The 18,694-nt window shown below is 40.9% G+C and carries 26 protein-coding genes and 1 pseudogene; 20 read left to right on the top strand and 7 right to left on the bottom strand.

Annotation, left to right across the window (positions count from 1 at the left end; all coding sequences use genetic code 11):
- Positions 1-14: 14 nt before the first annotated feature.
- The gene (locus L6E24_RS01270) at positions 15-1,487 is read left to right on the top strand and encodes a cobyric acid synthase (RefSeq protein WP_257742930.1); all 1,473 of its coding nucleotides are present in this window, start codon (positions 15-17) and stop codon (positions 1,485-1,487) included.
- Positions 1,488-1,491: 4 nt separating this feature from the next.
- On the opposite strand, the gene L6E24_RS01265 is transcribed toward L6E24_RS01270, so the two are convergent.
- Positions 1,492-1,758: a hypothetical protein gene (locus L6E24_RS01265; RefSeq protein ID WP_257742929.1), complete on the bottom strand. Its 267-nt coding sequence runs from the start codon at positions 1,756-1,758 to the stop codon at positions 1,492-1,494.
- Positions 1,751-2,230 (bottom strand): YkgJ family cysteine cluster protein, encoded by a 480-nt coding sequence (locus tag L6E24_RS01260; protein ID WP_257742928.1) that lies wholly within the window; start codon positions 2,228-2,230, stop codon positions 1,751-1,753. The genes L6E24_RS01265 and L6E24_RS01260 overlap by 8 nt, the downstream gene beginning before the upstream one ends.
- A gap of 292 nt (positions 2,231-2,522) precedes the next feature.
- Here L6E24_RS01260 and L6E24_RS01255 point away from each other — a divergent pair, with 292 nt between their 5' ends.
- Positions 2,523-3,701 (top strand): nucleotidyltransferase family protein, encoded by a 1,179-nt coding sequence (locus L6E24_RS01255; RefSeq protein ID WP_257742927.1) that lies wholly within the window; start codon positions 2,523-2,525, stop codon positions 3,699-3,701.
- Positions 3,702-3,780: 79 nt separating this feature from the next.
- On the opposite strand, the gene L6E24_RS01250 is transcribed toward L6E24_RS01255, so the two are convergent.
- Both L6E24_RS01250 and L6E24_RS01245 read right to left on the bottom strand, forming a co-directional pair.
- On the bottom strand, positions 3,781-4,566 hold the full coding sequence (locus tag L6E24_RS01250) for a CBS domain-containing ParB/RepB/Spo0J family partition protein (RefSeq protein WP_257742926.1): 786 nt from the start codon (positions 4,564-4,566) through the stop codon (positions 3,781-3,783).
- Between the two features lie 157 nt (positions 4,567-4,723).
- Positions 4,724-5,191, bottom strand: a complete 468-nt coding sequence (locus L6E24_RS01245; RefSeq protein WP_257742925.1) for an Hsp20/alpha crystallin family protein — start codon at positions 5,189-5,191, stop codon at positions 4,724-4,726.
- A gap of 149 nt (positions 5,192-5,340) precedes the next feature.
- On the opposite strand from L6E24_RS01245, the gene L6E24_RS01240 reads away from it, so the two are divergent.
- Positions 5,341-6,018: a hypothetical protein gene (locus L6E24_RS01240; protein ID WP_257742924.1), complete on the top strand. Its 678-nt coding sequence runs from the start codon at positions 5,341-5,343 to the stop codon at positions 6,016-6,018.
- 2 nt (positions 6,019-6,020) lie between these two features.
- On the opposite strand, the gene L6E24_RS01235 is transcribed toward L6E24_RS01240, so the two are convergent.
- On the bottom strand, positions 6,021-6,596 hold the full coding sequence (locus L6E24_RS01235) for an HVO_0476 family zinc finger protein (RefSeq protein ID WP_257742923.1): 576 nt from the start codon (positions 6,594-6,596) through the stop codon (positions 6,021-6,023).
- A gap of 136 nt (positions 6,597-6,732) precedes the next feature.
- On the opposite strand from L6E24_RS01235, the gene L6E24_RS01230 reads away from it, so the two are divergent.
- Complete coding sequence (locus L6E24_RS01230) at positions 6,733-7,245, top strand: DUF371 domain-containing protein (protein ID WP_308219133.1); 513 nt, start codon at positions 6,733-6,735, stop codon at positions 7,243-7,245.
- Here L6E24_RS01230 and xseB read toward each other — a convergent pair.
- Together xseB and xseA are read right to left on the bottom strand one after the other, a co-directional pair.
- A pseudogene (gene xseB, locus L6E24_RS14690) lies at positions 7,220-7,333 on the bottom strand (exodeoxyribonuclease VII small subunit); the annotation flags it as partial. The gene L6E24_RS01230 and the pseudogene xseB overlap by 26 nt on opposite strands.
- Positions 7,317-8,642, bottom strand: coding sequence for an exodeoxyribonuclease VII large subunit (xseA, locus tag L6E24_RS01220; protein ID WP_257742921.1), 1,326 nt, complete (start codon positions 8,640-8,642; stop codon positions 7,317-7,319). The pseudogene xseB and the gene xseA, both read right to left, overlap by 17 nt.
- A gap of 166 nt (positions 8,643-8,808) precedes the next feature.
- Here xseA and L6E24_RS01215 point away from each other — a divergent pair, with 166 nt between their 5' ends.
- The 16 genes from L6E24_RS01215 (at position 8,809) to L6E24_RS01140 (ending at position 18,693) form a co-directional block, all read left to right on the top strand.
- Positions 8,809-9,309 (top strand): zinc ribbon domain-containing protein, encoded by a 501-nt coding sequence (locus tag L6E24_RS01215; protein ID WP_257742920.1) that lies wholly within the window; start codon positions 8,809-8,811, stop codon positions 9,307-9,309.
- Positions 9,310-9,445: 136 nt separating this feature from the next.
- Positions 9,446-10,243, top strand: coding sequence for a sugar phosphate isomerase/epimerase family protein (locus tag L6E24_RS01210; protein WP_257742919.1), 798 nt, complete (start codon positions 9,446-9,448; stop codon positions 10,241-10,243).
- Between the two features lie 101 nt (positions 10,244-10,344).
- On the top strand, positions 10,345-11,613 hold the full coding sequence (locus tag L6E24_RS01205) for a hemolysin family protein (RefSeq protein ID WP_257742918.1): 1,269 nt from the start codon (positions 10,345-10,347) through the stop codon (positions 11,611-11,613).
- Positions 11,614-11,651: 38 nt separating this feature from the next.
- On the top strand, positions 11,652-12,260 hold the full coding sequence (purN, locus tag L6E24_RS01200) for a phosphoribosylglycinamide formyltransferase (protein WP_257742917.1): 609 nt from the start codon (positions 11,652-11,654) through the stop codon (positions 12,258-12,260).
- Positions 12,261-12,337: 77 nt separating this feature from the next.
- Entirely contained in the window at positions 12,338-12,661 is a 324-nt protein-coding gene (locus L6E24_RS01195) for a ribonuclease P protein component 4 (RefSeq protein ID WP_257742916.1), read from the top strand.
- The gene (locus tag L6E24_RS01190) at positions 12,658-12,900 is read left to right on the top strand and encodes a YhbY family RNA-binding protein (RefSeq protein WP_257742915.1); all 243 of its coding nucleotides are present in this window, start codon (positions 12,658-12,660) and stop codon (positions 12,898-12,900) included. The genes L6E24_RS01195 and L6E24_RS01190 overlap by 4 nt, the downstream gene beginning before the upstream one ends.
- A gap of 172 nt (positions 12,901-13,072) precedes the next feature.
- Entirely contained in the window at positions 13,073-13,522 is a 450-nt protein-coding gene (locus L6E24_RS01185; RefSeq protein WP_257742914.1) for a 30S ribosomal protein S19e, read from the top strand.
- A gap of 13 nt (positions 13,523-13,535) precedes the next feature.
- Positions 13,536-13,874 carry a DNA-binding protein gene (locus L6E24_RS01180; RefSeq protein ID WP_257742913.1) on the top strand — a complete coding sequence of 113 codons (339 nt, stop codon included), beginning with the start codon at positions 13,536-13,538 and terminating at the stop codon, positions 13,872-13,874.
- The gene (locus tag L6E24_RS01175) at positions 13,874-14,485 is read left to right on the top strand and encodes a DUF7411 family protein (RefSeq protein ID WP_257742912.1); all 612 of its coding nucleotides are present in this window, start codon (positions 13,874-13,876) and stop codon (positions 14,483-14,485) included. The genes L6E24_RS01180 and L6E24_RS01175 overlap by 1 nt, the downstream gene beginning before the upstream one ends.
- Positions 14,482-14,634, top strand: a complete 153-nt coding sequence (locus L6E24_RS01170) for a 50S ribosomal protein L39e (protein WP_257742911.1) — start codon at positions 14,482-14,484, stop codon at positions 14,632-14,634. Before L6E24_RS01175 ends, L6E24_RS01170 begins: the two co-directional genes overlap by 4 nt.
- Positions 14,635-14,639: 5 nt before the next feature.
- Complete coding sequence (locus L6E24_RS01165) at positions 14,640-14,903, top strand: 50S ribosomal protein L31e (RefSeq protein ID WP_257742910.1); 264 nt, start codon at positions 14,640-14,642, stop codon at positions 14,901-14,903.
- Positions 14,904-14,905: 2 nt separating this feature from the next.
- Positions 14,906-15,562, top strand: a complete 657-nt coding sequence (locus L6E24_RS01160; protein WP_257742909.1) for a translation initiation factor IF-6 — start codon at positions 14,906-14,908, stop codon at positions 15,560-15,562.
- Positions 15,563-15,578: 16 nt separating this feature from the next.
- Positions 15,579-15,770, top strand: coding sequence for a 50S ribosomal protein L18Ae (gene rpl18a, locus L6E24_RS01155; RefSeq protein WP_257742908.1), 192 nt, complete (start codon positions 15,579-15,581; stop codon positions 15,768-15,770).
- Positions 15,763-16,209: a prefoldin subunit alpha gene (gene pfdA, locus L6E24_RS01150; RefSeq protein ID WP_257742907.1), complete on the top strand. Its 447-nt coding sequence runs from the start codon at positions 15,763-15,765 to the stop codon at positions 16,207-16,209. Before rpl18a ends, pfdA begins: the two co-directional genes overlap by 8 nt.
- Before the next feature lie 6 nt (positions 16,210-16,215).
- Positions 16,216-17,367: a signal recognition particle-docking protein FtsY gene (gene ftsY, locus L6E24_RS01145; RefSeq protein WP_257742906.1), complete on the top strand. Its 1,152-nt coding sequence runs from the start codon at positions 16,216-16,218 to the stop codon at positions 17,365-17,367.
- A gap of 6 nt (positions 17,368-17,373) precedes the next feature.
- On the top strand, positions 17,374-18,693 hold the full coding sequence (locus L6E24_RS01140) for a signal recognition particle protein Srp54 (RefSeq protein ID WP_257742905.1): 1,320 nt from the start codon (positions 17,374-17,376) through the stop codon (positions 18,691-18,693).
- Position 18,694 lies beyond the last annotated feature (1 nt).

Here is an 18,694-nt window from a genome sequence, read left to right as displayed (position 1 = left end):
ATAAATTACTGAATATGTCCCTCATGATCCTTGGAACTTCTTCCCACGCAGGAAAAAGCACAGTTGTTGCCGCAATATGCAGGTCCCTTAAAAACAGCGGAATTGTAAACTCCCCTTTTAAATCCCAGAATATGAGTCTTAATTCATATATCACAACTGAAGGGGATGAAATTGGAATTGCACAGGCTATGCAGGCATTTGCTGCGGGAATAAGTCCCCAAAAAGAGATGAATCCGGTTTTACTAAAACCAAAAGGTGATAAGACATCTCAGATTGTTCTTCTGGGAAAGCCGTTCAGGGATGTTTATATCGGTGATTATTACATGGAATTTGAAGAACTACTGAAAATTTCGTTAGACTCTTTTTATTCACTTGAAGAAAAATACGGCACTGTTATAGTTGAGGGGGCAGGAGGCGCAGCAGAGATCAATCTTTATAAGCGCGATATAGCAAATATTCAGCTTGCAAAAAAGCTTCAGATACCAATAATTATCGTGGGTGACATTGAAAGGGGTGGTATTTTTGCACAGATTATCGGAACATACAATCTTCTTCCGGCTGATGTTGTGCACAATGTTGCAGGATTTATCATCAATAAATTCAGAGGTGACCCGGAACTGTTCACCGAAGGTGTGCGTGAAATTGAGAAGCGCACAGGAAAACCGGTACTTGGAGTCATCCCATATACAGATATAAATATTCCAAGTGAGGATTCGCTCTCAATTCAGGATAAAACTGCAAAGGATAAACCCATAAAAACTGCCATAATCAGGCTTCCAAGAATCTCAAACTTCAGTGACTTTGAGATACTTGAGAATTATTCTGCTGTTGAATATGTCCATCCTGAGGAGATACCCAAAGATTATGATCTGATCATTATTCCGGGCACAAAAAACACAACAGAAGATCTGAAATATCTGAGGGAGAATGGTTTTTTTGAGAAATTAAGGGAGGCCAGAGATAAAAAAATACCAATTATCGGAATCTGCGGAGGGTACCAGATGCTTGGGAAAACCATAACAGATATGTCAGTAGAATCAGATTCTGATGAAATACATGAAGGCATAGGTATCCTCAACACCAGAACAAGATTTGAGGGCTACAGAAAGACAACGGTGCAGGTGTCAAGAAGATCAAATCCTGTTGGCCCAATCCTCTCCTCTGCCGGAGACGTTACAGGGTATGAAATTCATATGGGTGTGACATTATCGGATGGCATCCAAAGTGCCTTTGAGGATGAAGGAGCAGTAACTGATGACGGCCTTGTGATCGGTACATATATGCACGGGCTTTTCTCAAATATGGACTTTTCACAATCACTCCTTAAATATCTGCATGAAAAGAGAGGCATCACATTTTCAGGTATTGATGAATCACATTTTTCCCTTGAAAAAAGTTTCAGTGACCTTGCAAGTCATTTTGAGAAAAATGCTGATCTTGAATTGATAAGAAAAATTGCAGTGAACAGCCAAAAATCCGGTAGATAAATCCTCAGCTTATCACATTCAGAAAACTTCTGAAACCTTCTTTTTTAAGGTCATCGCACAGTACAGCATCTGCATTTTTATAATCCGGCATTTCTGTTGTCCTGCATGCCATACAGTATGTTCTTGCAGGTGAGTCATACCAGACACCTTTAACCATAAACTTTCTTGAATGAACACAGAAGCGGCATCTTTCAGTAGTCTCCTTCTTTTCAGGAAGGCATTCAACAAGACCTGAAGCTACACTGAGATTACGGTAGCCGCCATCAGTCATAAAAATCTGTCCTGTAGCCTGCCTCTGTCAGAGTTTCAGTTATTTTTGCCTTCAGTACATCTCCGGAAAGATCAGAATTTTCAATACTTTTCCAGATCTCCTTCAGCTCTGCATCATCAGAGAGCAGAGTATTTTCACCCCGGATTCTGCCGGCGCTCTTACCGGCGCTGTCATATATTCTGCCCTGGCAGCAGATGAAATCCTTACAGAATGATGGCCTTGCAGAATATATGGTACAGTGGTGCTGCCCTTTTTCATCCGGCCCGCTTAAAAACGGGCACCAGCCCTCATGGCTGTCAGTAAATGGATCATAGTCATCCCTGAAATCCTTTTCAAGGCGGGCAAAAAGGTTCTCTCCTGAGATTTTATGCACCACGGCATAATTGCCAGGTCCCATCACACCGGTAATTTTCACATATTTACCCATACCCATGCAGCATCTGCCGCAGAGATCACAGTAAAATTCAGTCATAATTATTGATTATGTCAGACTCTGATTTAAAAAGATTCTCTCCGGAATTTACCCTGAGGCAGTCAATTAAAGATCAATATCTGAAATTTCTGTGCCGCAGCCCTCATGAAGCATTTCTCTGTTTTATTCAATCATCTGCGTGCAGGCCCAAAATGCCGGCACATGGGGTAACTCATAAAGATAAAATAATTTTTCATTCAATCATCTGCAAACCGTTAGTTCATTGATGACTGTTTAAAAAGACTGATCTTCACCAATTATATCATATGAAATTAAACCGGAAAGTGATAATATGAAAGTCTGTATAATGTGCGGGGGTGAAGGGACAAGATTACGCCCCCTCACCTTTGAAAGACCAAAACCCTGCATTCCGATAGTGAATAAACCATCCATACAGCATCTTGTTGCACACCTCTCCAATCTCGGATTCAATGATATAATTATTACAATCGGGTATAAAGGGGATGACATTCAGAATGCACTGGGAGATGGATCATTATTCGGAGTAAGCATAACATATGTCAGGGAAGATGTAAAACTCGGCACTGCGGGAAGTGTAAAAAATGCTGAGAAATACCTGAGCGATTCCCCTTTTCTGATTGTCGGCGGCGATCATATAACTGATATCGATCTTCTCTCCTTTTACAGAGACCATATAAGGGGTGAGAGTGCAGTATCCATTGCCCTTGTAAGCATAGACAACCCCTGTGATTATGGTATTGCTGAGATTGACGTAAACTATCACATTAAGCGTTTCCATGAAAAACCGTCACCCGGTGAAATTTTTTCAAATCTGGCAAGTACAGGAATATATGTATGTAACCCGTCAATTTTTGATTTTATTCCGGAAAATACAAAATTTGATTTTGCAAAAGATCTCTTCCCGCTTTTAATGGACAAGGGAATTGTGATCAAAGGGGGCCTTGCGCGTGGAAACTGGACAGATGTCGGCAGTCCAAGTTCACTTCGTGAAGCGGAGAGATGGAAACTTCAGGAGATGAATTACACAAACATCAATGGAAATGTCACGGTCAAAGGTGCAAAGGTCCTTGGTCCGGTTCTGCTTGGCGATGCAGTAACCATTGGTGAAAATTCAAGAATAATAGGTCCGGTTTCAATTGGTTCGGGGACAGATATTGAGGAAAATGTAATTATCGGCCCTTATACAAGCATAGGAGAGCACTGCATAATTGGACATGACTCAAAGATATTTTCATCTTCGATATACAATCACGTGGACATTGGCAATAATTCAACAATAAGCGGCAGTATAATTGACAATGATGCCAATATTGGCGTTTCAGTAAATATCGAGAACAATACTGTAATCGGACCAAGAACAGTTCTTAAAAACAGAACTGTTGTCCATTCCGGAACGAGGATCTGGCCTGAAGTTACAACTGAGGAGGATGAAACTGTAAAAGAATATCTCCTGAATGAAGAGTTTGAAACATCTCATACAGGCTCTTAATTTTTTCCGGCTTTCAGACTGCTGATCTATAACCTCTGAAACAGAATTTTAAAAATATTTTCAGACTATTTGCAGACAATCAGCCATGCCTGACAAGCCTGTGGGTTATTGCAACAAGAGGATGCCTCGCATAATCCAGAACCTTGACATCATCGAGTGTTTCAAGATTCATCTCTCTTGCTGTTTTCTCAAGTCCTAACTCAACGTCCTCCTGAATATCAATTACATAGGCATCAAGATTTACAATTCCAAGTCTGTTTGCTGCAACAGCACGGTGGTGACCATCAACAAGAATCAGTTTTCCCGGCCTCCTTACAACAATTATCGGTTCTGCAAGGCCCTTTTTTATTTCATAGATCCTTCCTTCCAGTTCATCCTGATAGATCTTGGACTGGGTCGGTAAAAGGTTTTTAACCGGAACAGCATCCCTTTCAAGTACTGGGTTAATATCATGAAGCATCTTCAATGTTTCAATAAATTTATAGACTTTTTCAGGTGATACATGCTCAATCTGAGATCTTATAACGTCAGTATTTGAAATAATTCCAAGCAGATTACCATTTTCATCTACAACAGGAAGCTTCTGTATCCCCGACCTGAAAATTACTCTTGCGGCATCGTTTATACCCATGTCAGGATCTGCCACAATAAGGTGTTTTGACATTATCCGCTCAACCGGAGTCGATGGTTGGGCAAAGAGCAGATCCCTTGCAGAGATATATCCAACTACTTTTTTATTTTTTGTGACCGGAAAACCATCATGCCCGGTCTCCCTTATAGCTTCAATAACGTCCTTAACTGTACCATCGCCGGTAATTGTTACAACATCGTATGTCATATAGTCGTGGACTTTTTTTCTTTCCATTACCAGATTAAGTAGTTATAAAAAGACTTCAAGGATTCGGTAGTACAGATTATTTTTCCGGCAATGATATACAAAATACACATTAAAAAAGCAAAGACAGTTAATCAGAGAAAACATTTGTGATTAACCGTTACTATACTGAATTATTACTACGGAATTATTCAATTGGGATAATCCCGCCGGTTTCATGCTCTGATTTTTTAAAATGAACTTCCAGTACGCCATTCTTAAATGTTGCACTGGTGTTCTTATCTTCAACATCATAAGGAAGTGAGACAATCCTCTTCATACTGCCATAAACACGCTCACGCACATAGTAATCTGAATCCTTCTCTCCTTCTTCGGTTGTTTTCTCGCGGTTGCAGGATATCTCAAGGGTAGAAGGGTTAATCAGCCGGATTTTTACGTCTTCTTTCTCTGCACCCGGAAGGTCAGCAACTACCACAGCTTCATCCTGATGATCCATTACATCGACACGGCATTCGCCCTTTATTGCCGGCATTATCTGGTTGCTGAATATATTTGCGGGCACTACGGATTCTCCCAGCCTTGTCTCCATCTCTGCCATCATTGAATCAATTTCATTCCACAGGGAATGAAATGGATAAAATCTTCTTCTGATCATAATTTACATCTCCAAACATTTTTTTCTTTCAGAAATTTTTTCTGAAATTAAACCATTATAATCTGTTTGTGATATTAATGCTATCTGATGAGTAAAGGCAGGGCATTATTATACAACTTTTTATCCTTTAAATTCAAATATAATTTAAGATGTCACAAAAAAAGGGGAAAAAGAATGATACAGACTGGCAGAAGACTCTGTCCAGAGTATTTATTGTATTCATTCTGATTTCATGTGTTGTAGGTTTTTCACTCACATTTTCTTTCTTTTCGGTATTTAAGAAAGTTGAGAAGGGAGATTTTGTAATAGTCGATTATACGCTGAATTACCAGGAAGGAATACCAATCATCTCTTCTGACAGAAACATTGTCCAGAGCTATTATGAAAAAGGATTTCCTGTAGCATTATCAGAACCTCTTGTAATACAGGCAGGGGCACTGGCAGATCAGAAACTCTTTCCGGTAGATGCCTATGTATATCCTGACGGCATTGCACAGTATGCAGTCTTTGATCTTGAAATGGATGCTGTCAGTACCGGAGTGGAGGGAATGAGTTCAGGTGGCGTGAAAAAGATTGATCTTGACTTTGCTTCCACATTAACCAGGAACATGACCGCAGAGGAGTACAATATGATAGGTGGCAATTTCTCATCCGCACAGGTAGGAATGGTTGTGCCGCTTGCATTTGGTTACACTCCGGATGAAGAAGCAGAAAATTCAACAATGACCCTTGAGAGGCCATCAGTAATCACAGAAAAAACAGATGACGGAATAGTTCTTCAGTATGGCTATTCAGTAGTTGGCGTAACTGTTACAGAAATAAGATAGATTCAGGGTTTAACTCCATAAACCCTCTTTATTTTACGTGCATACGCTTTCCATCCTTCTTTTCTCATCATTGAACCGTTTCTTAATTTTATATGTGTGACTTTGTAGCGGTGACCATTAGTATTGTAATAATCTCCGATGATAAAATCATCTTCACCCTCAACTTCTGCATAAAGCGGAATAGTTTTTCTGGCATCGTGAAATGAAACCTTGACTACAACCCTGTCAATCTTTCTCGTCCACAGAGTCGAAATATCGGAGGCTTTTGCTTTATGTCGCCTTTTTTCTCCCATTTCTATATCTGTGACCTCAACCCCTGCCGCATCGTCACCGATCTCTGCAACCAGAAGGTCCCCTTTCTGAATAATTTCATCTTCAAAAAGTTCAATAATCCCGGTCTCCGAATTTCCTTCTGAACTGATTATCGCCTTTACTTTCAGCAGTTCCGGCTCTGCGGGTCTTTTAACATGATGGATATTTCCACATGTGCTGCACTTTACAAGAAGATCTCCTGACTCTTTCAGGATCTCATGTTCACATTCGCAGTTGCAGGCAGGACAAAAAAATTCTTCATTCATTGCAATATTAATAAACCGGACAGCAGATATATCCTTTCAGTAGATAACAATATTTTTTTTGATCTGATGAGACAGGAATTTGCAGTATCAGAAAGGGTATCATGTGAACAGATCTAATAATACTGGATAAATGGTAATGATCAGGGCAGAAGAGAGAGTTGTATGCTATGGCCATCCAAATGTCCGGGCCGGGCATAAATCCACATTTGAAATTACGCGCGAAGAGAACCTTTCAACAAATGGAACCTGTATAATAGGAGTTTTGGCCGACAAAGGTGCGGCAGATCTCTCTGATGATTTCAGGGAGGTATTATGCAGTGACGGGGCAAGGCTGGAGACAACATTAACAGTCGGAGATCTGACACATGTCATAATTTCGGATGGCTCAGCAGCGTTCACCCTCAGCCATCCTACTGACCTTGTATGGCGGAGGAGCACATTTGTATGCCCAAGAACAATAGGAGTCTGTTCGGATACAGTTGCCTGCAAAATTCCGGAGGAGATAATCACCCGTTTAAAAGAAGGTGTGGAGATGACTGTTGATATGAAAGTATCATTTAACCCTGAAGCTCAGTCACCTTCATTTCTGCTTCCTGAAGGATTATTTCACACTGGCGAAGAATATCAGTGCCTTTCTCATAAAGGGTGATACTCTCCTCAAGAGATGCCTCTCCGGATTCAATCTTTTCAATAATATCTTTCAGTTCGGCCAGTAATTCTTCATAACTTTTTTTCATTGTATATCACCTCAATTTTTGCATCCGCAGAACCATCTTTAAAATTAATTTTAACCATTTCTCCGGGAGAAAGGTCATGTACTGAGGAATATAATATTCCGCCGGATTCTATCAGACAGAATCCGTTTTTCATAGGATTTTTTGGGTTTGATGAGAGCAGCCTTGAGTTCAGTGACTCAAGAAGAATATTCCTGTTCTTCAGTGCAGATTCAATCCTGCGGTTCAGGCGCACTGATAATTCATCAGTCCTTTCATTCTCAAAATTTAATCTTCTTTCAAGTCTTTCCGGGTGAAAATTAAACTTTATATTCTCAAGTTTTTCACTTTCCCTTTCAAGGCGTGAAAACAGGCTGTTTTTAAGCAGAGATCTGAAATATCCAAGTTCTTTTCTCAGTTCAGCCATATCAGGCACAACAAGTTCTGCTGCCGCAGATGGTGTTGGTGCGCGGAGATCGGCAGCAAAATCAGCGAGGGTATAATCGATTTCATGCCCTATTGCACTCACAACCGGAGTTTCGCACCGTCCTATTGCACGCACAACATCGGGATGGTTAAAGGAAAAGAGATCTTCAAAACTTCCTCCACCCCTTCCGACTATAATTACATCAACCAGATCATCAATAGATGAAAGTGCCCTGGCAATTTCATTATGGGCATTTTCGCCCTGAACTGCTGCGTGGAACAGGACGATTTCAACCGGAAAACGTCTCCGTATTACATTCTCAATATCTCTCCTCGCCGCGCCGCCCGATGAGGTCACAAGACCGACTTTTAATGGGAAGCGTGGCAGAGTTTTTTTCCTCTGCTCTGAAAAGAGGCCCTCTTTTGACAGTTCCTCTTTCCATCTCAGGACAAGACGGTGCTTATCTCCTGTTCCTGAGGTCTGCATAATTTTTGATACAAACTGGTACTTACCATGAGGTTCATATACGTCAACAGAACCGAATACACGGACAAGAACGCCATTTTCCGGTTGAAATGGCAATTCTGAGGCCGCAGACCTCCACATAACACAGTTTATTGTGTATGTCCTGTTATTCCTGACTTCAATGAGAGAATAGTAGAGGTGGCCTGACGCATGTGCTCTTAAATTTGTAATTTCACCTTCCATCCAGATGCTGCATAACTGCTCATTGTCAAGCAGTTTTTTTATCAGGGTTGATATCTCGGAGACCTTTTTTACTTTATCTTCATCACTGTCATTCTCATCCCTTATGACATTGTTTTCTGAGTAACTGTCCCTGCTTCTCTTTCGATCATCATCCTGCCAATAATCCGAAATCTGCCTGTTATTATTCCGGTTATTCATTAGCTAAGATTTACCCGGATTCACAGATAAAATCTCTGAATCTGTTGGATTTTTTTTACTAAAAGGTATTATTTTATTTTTGATCTCTTCAGAATGATGAAATTTCCGCCAAAAATATTTCACCGGAATTTATATCAGATCGGCGGTAAAAATCTGATTTACTTATATGCCCGGCCAGAAATCCAGCGTTAAAGAAGAGAAGTTTTCCGGAGAGGAGAACAATTATAACGATAAAGATAATCCGGATTTCAATCAGCACAGCAATAATATTCAGCAGGAAAAGGAGATCCTGTTATTCTCTGAAAAATACGGCATTCAGCTTAAAGTTCCGGCAATATCGGTTGTCCTCTCCGGACTATTTCCCGGACTTGGGCAGGTTTATAACGGCGATTCTCTCTTAAAAGGTCTTCTGATATTTTTTGGAACAACATTTGGTTTTTTTATATTCCTGATTCCGGGCTTAATCGTATGGATTTATGGAATGTATGACGCATGGAAAAAAGCTAATGGGATAAATTCAGGTCTTTATGAGTATAAACCGGCAAAGACGGCAGATCTCATTTTTATGGTAATCATCCCCTTAATTGTGATGGTAATTCTCATGGTACTGAGCATATATGCAATGATGCAGTTTACAGAGATACCATATGAACTAACCCGCATATGAGATTAAAGAAGCCAAAGAGATTATTCTTCCGTGCCGGAGATCTGCCGTAACCGGATAATCCTTTGGAGCTGCAAACAAAATAATAATATAATATTACAAATTACCCGTAATTATGCCAAAATATTCTGTATCCAGTATGTTTTTTCATGAATTCAGAGCAGAGGAGATATTTGAATCTGCCAGAGATGCGGGCTGCACATCCATTGAATTCTGGCTTGAAACACCGGATTTCTGGCTTAACGGAATGGACACAGATAAACTCCGCCGGATTGCCGGAAATTTTCCTGTTCTTCTCCCCTTTACAATACACGCGCCTGTGCTGGATCTAAATCCATGTTCAGTAAATCCATTCATTGTGGAAGCGTCAATAAAATCATCAGTTCTGGCATTAAAAACCGCAGAAATCTGCGGAGCGGAAATTATTACCATCCATCCCGGAAGAAGGACTGCCAAAAGACCGGCAGGCAGAAGGGATTATGAAAAGTTTCAGAATTATATCGGTATAGTGAGAGAAGAAAGCCGGAATCTTAAAGTAAAAGTCTGCATTGAAAATATGGAGTATAAAGTCAACTCACTGTTTCATCATCCTGAAATGATTCATAGACTTCTTAAAGAGGAGGAATGGCTTTACTTCACCCTTGACACAGCGCATGCGCTTGCATCAGGAGAGAGATTACTTGACAGATTTATAGATCTTAATTTTGACAGAATTGTAAATATTCATCTGAGCACGATTGAAAATTCAAGGAGGCATCTTCCGGCAAGCGGTGATGCAAAAATATCAGATTTCCTGAAAAAAATATCAGATCTTGGCTATGATGGCCATATCACTCTTGAAATTGAGGATTTAAACTTCCCGGATAAATTATCCATAGAAGAAAAAACAGAAATTATCAGCAGTGAAATTAAATATGTATCATCATTTTTCAGATGAGAAAAATGACAGTTAACAAAAAAAATATAATCCTTCAGGACTAAAAAAGAACCGGATAAACAGTACATGAATATAGAATTTATTTTTGCCGCAGATGCGGCGTGGTTGAATTGATCGAAGTAAATGTTGCAATCGCACTTTTCATCTTATGCCTAATATTATCTGCTTTTTTTTCAGGCTCTGAAGTTGCCCTTATATCATTGAATCATGCAAAGGTAAGGCAGCTCATAGAAGGAAACAAAAACGGAGCAAAGGCACTTGAGAAATTAAAGAAGAATACAGATCATCTTCTGATAACAATTTTAATCGGCAACAACCTCGTCAATATCGGTGCTGCATCAATAGCCACCGCAATTGCAATAGAACAGTTTGGCAGTATGGGGGTTGGAATAGCTACGGGTATTGTAACAGTACTCATGCTGATATTTGGTGAAATCGGCCCTAAAACCTATGCCGCAAGGAAACCGGAAAAATTTGCCCTGTTTTCTGCAAAAGGAATTCTTTTTCTCTCATATATACTCACGCCGATACTATGGCTTTATGACGGATTTAAGAAACTATTCAGAATAAAAGGAGAACTGGGAAGTCCGGCAGTGACAGAAGAAGAGATTAAGCAGTGGATAGATGTAGGTGAGGAGAGCGGCACTATAGAAGAAGAGGAGCATGAGATGCTGTATCGCGTGTTCAGGTTTACTGATACCATTGCACGGGAAATTATGACCTCAAGGGGAGATGTTGTGATGATCAGTGATGAAAACTCCCTTGAGGAAGCAATGACTCTCTTCAACAAGACGGGATTTTCAAGAATTCCTGTATATCATGACCAGATGGACAATATAACCGGAACACTGAATGTAAAGGATGTTTTTGCAGCAGTATATAATAAAAATACAGAAAGCGGAATCACAGGGCTTATCTATGACCCAATCTTTGTTCCGGAAAGCAAAAAGATCGATGAACTGCTGAATGAAATTCAGAAACAGAAGACCCATCTTGCAATTGTTGTTGATGAATATGGTACATATGCAGGGATTATAACAATTGAAGATATTCTTGAAGAGCTTGTAGGTGAAATTCTTGATGAATTTGATGTTGAAGAGCCGGATATAAAAAAGATAGATGAAAATGTCTTTATCGTGGATGCCGGAGCCTGGGTCGATCGTGTAAATGAAAAATTAAATATTAATCTCCCAATGGATGAATCCTATGAAACAATGGGTGGCCTATTAATTGACAGGCTGGGTTATATTCCAAAAAGGGGTGAGTTAATGGAGATTGACGATACCGGAATAAGGCTGAAGGTTATGAAGATGAGGGGGAGAAAAATTGTTGACATCAGACTGACAATGAAGGACAACAAAACAGCATAAAATATGAATAAAAATATCTTTTTAAGGACCAATATATTATGATGAAAAAGATAGCCTTTCTCGCTTCAGGAAGAGGTTCTAACTTCCAGGCTGTCATTGACAGGGTAAATGACGGCACAATAAATGCAGAAATTGTTGCCCTCATAACAGACAAACCTGATGCCTATGCAATCAAAAGGGCCGGGGAAAATAATATTCCGGTTTTTGCCATTGATTTCAAATCATTTGGTTCAAGGGATGATTATAATGCAGAACTGCTGAGAGTCATGAAGGAGATCAATGCAGATCTCTATGTGCTGGCAGGTTATATGCGCCTTTTAGACCCGGATACGGCTGCATGTTTCTCCGGCAGGATGATCAATATCCACCCGGCCCTTCTGCCTTCATTTAAAGGTCTGAACGCGCAGAAGCAGGCTATAGAATATGGTGTCAGGATTTCCGGGTGCACAGTTCATTTTGTTGATGAGGGGATGGATTCCGGCGCAATTATTTTACAGCATTCTGTTCCTGTTCTTGACAATGATGACGAGATGGCACTTGCAGATAGAATACTGAAAGAGGAACATGCGGCACTTCCGGAAGCAGTAAAACTTTTTTGTGAAGACAAAATTTCAATAAGTAAGAGAAGAGTAATAATAAAGGAATAATTATTGGAAATTCAGGATTCAAATCCATTTTTATATAAATATTTCAGAACACAAATATATTACCCTGATTTGTAAATATGGCCGCAAGAAAATCCAGTAAAACGGCATTTAAAAAAATTGCAGAGGAAAGAATAGATATTCTTTTTAAAAATGCTGAAGAGGAATTCGTTTATAATCCTGAACTTAGCAACAGGTATGTAGATATTGCCAGAAAAATTGCAATGCGGCAAAGGATCCGAATACCTGTGGAATATAAACGAAGGTTTTGCAGGAACTGCCATTCATATGCAGTTTTTGGTGAAAATATGTCAGTCAGAATTCACAGGGGAAAAGTGATATACAGATGCAGTCAGTGCGGATACATCCGGAGAATTCCCATAACCAAAGGAGATGACAAATGAGCAGAAGAGAACTAAACAGAGAGCTAAATGAGCTAAAAGTAACAGTATGGATCGGAAAAAACGGAATTGGCGAGAGCACAATTGATGAAATCAAAAGGCAGATCAAAGATTCCGGAAAGATAAAGATCAAATGGCTGAGAAGCACAGATGTAAATCCTGAAGAAATCGCTGACAAAACAGGGTCCACACTTCTTCAGACAAGAGGGAGAACCATGGTTCTTCAGAAGAGAAAAAAATAATAACTGAACAGAACTTTTTCAGATAAATACTGACAAGCTATTTTTTAGGGAAAATTTTTAAGAAAATTAATATTTTTCTGTTCATTGCAGCCCGGTGATCCAGAAATATATAATAACATATCTGACCAATATATAGAGACTGCTAATTTTAGCATTCGAGAGTGGTTAGAAAATGACAACAGTATATGATATCCCACCGGATGTCTTAATCGAAAAGGTGGCTGGCGAGCTTAAAGCGCTCGATTCGATTGAGGCTCCGGAATGGTCAAAATTTGCGAAGACAGGCGTACACAAGGAAATGCCTCCCAAAGATTCAGAATGGTGGTATATCCGTGCAGCATCAGTTATGCGCCGTATTTACATGGACGGACCAGTAGGAGTGCAGAGACTCAGATCCGTTTATGGAGGAAAAAAGAACCGCGGATCAAAACCTTCCAGTTTCAGGAAAGGTTCAGGATCTGTAATCAGAAAGATACTCCAGCAGCTTGAAGCAGCAGGATTTATCATCAACACTCCAGAAGGAAGAAAAGTATCCCCTGCCGGAAGATCATTTATGGACAAAGCTGCAAAAGATGCAATGGAGTCAGTAACTGAATCAGTACCGGCAATGGCAAAGTACTAAGGAGGAGTTTTAGATGGGTGACGACGAACTTGCAGAACTTAGAAGGCGAAGAATGGAAGAGATGAGGCAACAGCAGATGGGACCAGGCGCTGCTGAAGCTGAGATGGAAAGGAGAAATGAAGCTGAAGCTCAAATCCGGACTATTCTGACACAAATCCTTGAACCTGAAGCTCGTGAACGTTTAAATACCATCAGGATGACAAAACCGGAATTTGCAAGAGCTGTTGAGCAGCAGCTGGTAATGCTTGCTCAGAGTGGAAGAGTTAAGTCAAGGATATCTGACGCGCAGTTAAAACAGCTCTTAAGTCAGCTTGTTCCACAGAAAAAAGATTTCAACATCACAAGAAGATAATGAAAGCCGGAATACTCTTTAGTGGAGGTAAGGACAGTTCCCTTGCAGCATTAATGCTGTCAAGAGATTACGAAGCTGAGTTAAACACCTTTGTCTTTGATGAAAATCATGACATTTCCGGTGTAAAAGCCGCAGCTGATGCTCTTGGCCTTCCACTCAGAAAAAGAGTATTTGAAGAAGGATTGCTCGATATTGTTGTGGAGATGATGGTAAAGGACGGATGTCCGAATAATGCCATCAACCTTGTGCACAGGAAAGCCGTCTATTCACTTACAGATGAATATGATGTTATAGGGGATGGTACACGCCTGAATGATCGTGTACCTATGCTTAATTACTCAGAAATCCAGAGGATTGAATCTAAGTACAAAAGCGCCCTCGTGCGACCTCTGCTTGGTTTTACAAGACGCGAAGTCAATTATCTGACAGAACGTTATCTCACCGTGGCATATGGTGAAACAGGTCAGATTATGAATGGCGACTATGAAAACGAAATCAGGCCAGCATTCACTGCAAAAGGTCATAATCCAGACAAAATATTTCCAGACCACCACGAGCAGTCCCTTGTCACCGGAATGAAATCTCAGAAAAAAAGTGGTGAAAATAAATGAGTAAAGTTACAAAAGCCAGAAAAATAAGATTGGCAAAAGCATGTGAGCAGAATCGCCGTGTGCCTGCATGGGTTATGATTAAAACAAAGCGCAATGTGGTTACGCACCCAAAAAGGCGCAGCTGGAGACGCAGCACTCTTAGGGTGTGAATAATATGGCAGATATTCTCAAAGAGCAGATATACATCATACCCCTTCGTGAAGTAAAAAGGGCACCACGCTGGAAGCGCAGTCCAAGAGCAATGAAGGTTATCCGCGCATACCTTACAAAGCACATGAAGAGCGAGGACATCAAAATTGACTCCAGTATCAATGAAAAGATCTGGGAACGCGGATGCGAAAAACCTCCAAGGAAAATTCGTATTCGTGCAATGAAATTTGAGGACGGTCAGGTTCAGGCTGAACTTGCTGAAGAGTGAATATGATTGAAACGGTCGACTTCGCAGGCGATGAAAATATTGGAGTATATACTCGTGTATTTGAGGATTTAGCGGTTGTTCCGCTGGATGCCCCGGAAGAGTATATTAGTGTAGTAGAAAAAAGACTTGGTGTTGAAGTGATCAACACCACAATTCAGGGAAGTTCGATCATAGGCTCACTACTTGCAGGAAACAGCAACGGATTTATTGTAAGCAGCCTTGCAACTTCCAGTGAAACAGCGATTCTCAAAGAGCATGGCAATGTCATGTTCCTTGGAGCATCTATGAACGCTGCGGGGAATGTAATTCTTGCAAATGATAAACTGGCTATTGTACATCCGGGAATAACAGACAGAGTCGCAGAGAAGATCTCAGCTTTTCTTGATGTGCCCGTACTGATGTCAACAATAGGAAACATTCCGACAGTCGGAATGGCCGGTGTTGCAACCAACAAAGGTCTGTTACTCAATCCGGGTCTCACAAAACATGAAATCCGGGAGATTGAGGAGATTACTGATCTTCCTGTTGGAACAGGCACTATAAATATGGGCAACGGTCTTGTAGGCACAGGCCTTGTTGCCAATACAACCGGTTTTCTCGTTGGAATGTCCACAAGTGGATTTGAGCTTAGTAGAATTGATGAAGTTTTCGGTTATTAAAAGGAGTTGAAAACCAATGGAAATACAGAACTTTGAGGTTAATGGTACCTATAAAAACGGTAATGACTGGCAGCCTTTTACAAAGGAGATCTCAGCATATAATGAGGCCCGGGCTACAGAAAAAATTTACAACATTATTGGCAGCAAACACCGCTTAAAGAGAAGTTATATCAAAATTAATGGTATCAGACTGATTAACGGTGAGTAAATTGGATGCTGTTGATCCTCGTGAAGTACAGATGCTGAAACAGTATCTGAATGAAATCAGCAAAGAGGCTGAAGCATATTCTTCACAGCTACAGATTCTTGAATCACGCAGGCTTGAATCAGTTTCTGCAATTGAGACCCTGAATTCATTTTCAGAGTCTCCTGACAGCACAGTCCTCCTCCAGATTGGCGGAGGCGCTTCAGTCAGGGTAAAAATTGAAGAACCTGAAAAGGTGCTCTTAAACATTGGATCAGATGTTATTGTAGAGAAGAACTGCCAGGACTCCTGCACTTATCTTAATGATCGTGTAAAGGAACTTGAGGTCCTGGAGAAGAAACTATCCGCAGCATTAGAGCAGCTCAACAGGCAGGCCGGCGATATAGCCAAAAAGATGGAAGCTTCATATAAACAGCTTCAGGCTGAAAACGCAGACTTCTGATCATCCATGTTTAAATCGCTTAAGGAAAAACTCAAAGGCGTTACCAGAAAATTTGGTTCAAATATAGATGAGGCCATAGAGAGAGACGATGTAAATAAACCGGCAGGAGAAATGAGATCTGTTTCTCAGCCGGAAAAAATAACATCTTCTTCTGAAGGTAAGAATAAATTAATATCTGATTCTGAAAGGATTCCGGTTTTAAAAAACGATTCTTCATCCTCACCTGTATCTGAACCGGAAAACATTCCGGCTGAAAAGCAGCGTCCTGTAAAGACCGGTTTTGCACAGAAATTAAAGGTTCTTGTAACCGAGAGAGAGATTCTGCTCTCTGAAAAGGATATAAAAGAACCTCTGGAAGAGCTTGAACTGATTCTCCTTGAAAACGATGTTGCATTTGATGCAACAGAAGCAATAATCGAAGATATGCGGGAGAATCTTGTCGGTCAGAAGAGAAAGATAAAAACCTCAGCAGAGGATTTTGTTCTTGATGCCCTGAAAAATGCTCTTCTAAACGTTCTTGGTGAAGGATTTTCACTGAAAAGTTATATCAACTCACATGAAAAGCCGGTAAAAATCCTGTTTACGGGAGTAAACGGGGCAGGAAAAACAACCTCAATTGCAAAGGTTGCCTATTATCTGAAGGATAATGGATATTCGGTTGTAATCGGCTCAGGAGATACTTTCAGGGCAGGTGCCAATGAGCAGATGAAGACCCACGCTGATAGAGTCGGTGTTAAGGTAATCAATCATCAGGAAGGTGCAGATCCGTCTGCTGTTCTATTTGATGCAGTGTCATATGCAAAGGCACATAACATTGATGTTGTACTTGGCGATACGGCAGGACGATTCCACAACAAGACAAACCTGATGAAACAGCTTGATAAGATTAAGAGAGTCATATCTCCGGATATCATCGCATATGTGGATGAAGCAGTAGCCGGAAATGACGCAGTGATCAGGGCTGAAGAATTTAATAATTCCGTAGGTACAGATGTTGTGGTTCTGACAAAGGCTGATATGGATGTAAAAGGCGGTGCTGCGATTTCAATTGCACATACTATAGGAAAACCCATAATGTTCCTTGGAACAGGGCAGTCCTATGGTGATATAACTCCTTTTGAGCCGGAAACTGTAGTAAATGATCTTTTGGGAGAATAAATAACAATGCTTGATCGTCTGGGTACAGGTCTGAAAGATGCAGTAAAGAAGCTTGCCGGAAAGACAGTCATTGACAGGGCAGCAGTAGAGGAGCTTGTAAAAGATCTTCAGAGAGTGCTGCTGCAGGCGGATGTAAACGTCAAACTTGTAATGAACCTTTCAAAGGCTGTAAAGGCGCGTTCACTTGAAGAAGAACCACCTAAGGGGATGAGTGTGCGTGAGCACGTCCTGAGAATTGTATATCAGGAGCTTGTAAACCTTATGGGCGATGAAGTCACAGTGACTCTTGGCCCGCAGACCATTCTGATGGCTGGTCTTCAGGGGAGCGGTAAGACAACCACAACCGGAAAACTTGCACGATATTTCCAGAGGAAAGGTCTCAGAGTAGGTGTAATCTGTGCTGATGTCTTCAGGCCCGGAGCTTACGATCAGCTGAGAAATCTCTGTTCAAAAGTTAATGTTCCCTGTTACGGTGAACCGGGTGTTACTGATGCCGTTAAAATTGTTGAAAATGGTATTCGTGAATTAAAGAATGCAGAGGTTCTGATTATTGATACACAGGGGCGGCATGCACTTGAGGACGATCTCATCACCGAGATTATTGATCTCAATGTCCTTACAAAAGCCACACACAGGTGGCTGGTAATAGATGCCGCGCTTGGACAGCAGGCAAAAGAGCAGGCTGCAAGATTTCATGAAGCCATAAGCATAGATGGCGTTATCATCACAAAGATGGACGGAACAGCAAAGGGTGGTGGTGCTCTTTCTGCCGTTGCAGAGACCGGATCAGGTATTGTCTTCACCGGAAGCGGAGAGACTATTGAAGATCTTGAACGCTTTGACCCTGACAGCTTTATTTCAAGGCTGCTTGGAATGGGTGACTTAAAATCACTCCTCGAAAAGGCAGAAGAGGTCATGGCAGATGAGGAATTTGATGTCAATGCTATGATGAAGGGCAAATTTACATTGAGGGATATGTACAAACAGCTTGAATCCCTTAAGAAGATGGGCCCTTTAAAACAGGTTATGTCAATGCTCCCGATGGGAGGGGCAAAAATTCCGGAGGATGTCTTCGATACCACCAGTGTCAAAATGGAGCGCTATAAGATAATTATGGATTCCATGACGAACGAAGAACTGGAAAATCCTTCTGTCATAAGCGGTTCAAGAGTCCAGAGAATATCTCTTGGTGCCGGTGCAAATCCTGAGGAAGTCAGGGAATTATTAAAATACTACAAAACCATGCAGCGCGCAATCAAGGGATTTCGCGGTGCCGGCGGAAAATTCAACATGCAGCGCATGATGAAGAAATTTGGCGGTATGTAAT

This window comes from Methanoplanus endosymbiosus (genome assembly GCF_024662215.1).
Lineage (GTDB): Archaea > Halobacteriota > Methanomicrobia > Methanomicrobiales > Methanomicrobiaceae > Methanoplanus > Methanoplanus endosymbiosus.
The sequence above is the reverse complement of the archived record's forward strand: the minus strand, read 5'-3'. Positions and strand labels throughout refer to the sequence as shown.

Excerpts from the sequence above, each read along its gene's own strand:
- xseA (WP_257742921.1), bottom strand. The coding sequence starts at position 8,642 with ATGAATAACCGGAATAATAACAGGCAGATTTCGGATTATTGGCAGGAT.
- L6E24_RS01140 (WP_257742905.1), top strand. The coding sequence starts at position 17,374 with ATGCTTGATCGTCTGGGTACAGGTCTGAAAGATGCAGTAAAGAAGCTT.
- L6E24_RS01195 (WP_257742916.1), top strand. The coding sequence starts at position 12,338 with ATGGCCGCAAGAAAATCCAGTAAAACGGCATTTAAAAAAATTGCAGAG.
- L6E24_RS01255 (WP_257742927.1), top strand. The coding sequence starts at position 2,523 with ATGAAAGTCTGTATAATGTGCGGGGGTGAAGGGACAAGATTACGCCCC.
- L6E24_RS01270 (WP_257742930.1), top strand. The coding sequence starts at position 15 with ATGTCCCTCATGATCCTTGGAACTTCTTCCCACGCAGGAAAAAGCACA.
- L6E24_RS01170 (WP_257742911.1), top strand. The coding sequence starts at position 14,482 with ATGAGTAAAGTTACAAAAGCCAGAAAAATAAGATTGGCAAAAGCATGT.
- L6E24_RS01265 (WP_257742929.1), bottom strand. The coding sequence starts at position 1,758 with ATGACTGATGGCGGCTACCGTAATCTCAGTGTAGCTTCAGGTCTTGTT.
- purN (WP_257742917.1), top strand. The coding sequence starts at position 11,652 with ATGATGAAAAAGATAGCCTTTCTCGCTTCAGGAAGAGGTTCTAACTTC.
- ftsY (WP_257742906.1), top strand. The coding sequence starts at position 16,216 with ATGTTTAAATCGCTTAAGGAAAAACTCAAAGGCGTTACCAGAAAATTT.
- L6E24_RS01230 (WP_308219133.1), top strand. The coding sequence starts at position 6,733 with ATGATCAGGGCAGAAGAGAGAGTTGTATGCTATGGCCATCCAAATGTC.
- L6E24_RS01175 (WP_257742912.1), top strand. The coding sequence starts at position 13,874 with ATGAAAGCCGGAATACTCTTTAGTGGAGGTAAGGACAGTTCCCTTGCA.
- L6E24_RS01180 (WP_257742913.1), top strand. The coding sequence starts at position 13,536 with ATGGGTGACGACGAACTTGCAGAACTTAGAAGGCGAAGAATGGAAGAG.
- L6E24_RS01215 (WP_257742920.1), top strand. The coding sequence starts at position 8,809 with ATGCCCGGCCAGAAATCCAGCGTTAAAGAAGAGAAGTTTTCCGGAGAG.
- L6E24_RS01210 (WP_257742919.1), top strand. The coding sequence starts at position 9,446 with ATGTTTTTTCATGAATTCAGAGCAGAGGAGATATTTGAATCTGCCAGA.
- L6E24_RS01165 (WP_257742910.1), top strand. The coding sequence starts at position 14,640 with ATGGCAGATATTCTCAAAGAGCAGATATACATCATACCCCTTCGTGAA.
- L6E24_RS01235 (WP_257742923.1), bottom strand. The coding sequence starts at position 6,596 with ATGAATGAAGAATTTTTTTGTCCTGCCTGCAACTGCGAATGTGAACAT.
- L6E24_RS01185 (WP_257742914.1), top strand. The coding sequence starts at position 13,073 with ATGACAACAGTATATGATATCCCACCGGATGTCTTAATCGAAAAGGTG.
- L6E24_RS01190 (WP_257742915.1), top strand. The coding sequence starts at position 12,658 with ATGAGCAGAAGAGAACTAAACAGAGAGCTAAATGAGCTAAAAGTAACA.
- L6E24_RS01240 (WP_257742924.1), top strand. The coding sequence starts at position 5,341 with ATGTCACAAAAAAAGGGGAAAAAGAATGATACAGACTGGCAGAAGACT.
- rpl18a (WP_257742908.1), top strand. The coding sequence starts at position 15,579 with ATGGAAATACAGAACTTTGAGGTTAATGGTACCTATAAAAACGGTAAT.
- L6E24_RS01260 (WP_257742928.1), bottom strand. The coding sequence starts at position 2,230 with ATGACTGAATTTTACTGTGATCTCTGCGGCAGATGCTGCATGGGTATG.
- L6E24_RS01160 (WP_257742909.1), top strand. The coding sequence starts at position 14,906 with ATGATTGAAACGGTCGACTTCGCAGGCGATGAAAATATTGGAGTATAT.
- L6E24_RS01250 (WP_257742926.1), bottom strand. The coding sequence starts at position 4,566 with ATGGAAAGAAAAAAAGTCCACGACTATATGACATACGATGTTGTAACA.
- L6E24_RS01245 (WP_257742925.1), bottom strand. The coding sequence starts at position 5,191 with ATGATCAGAAGAAGATTTTATCCATTTCATTCCCTGTGGAATGAAATT.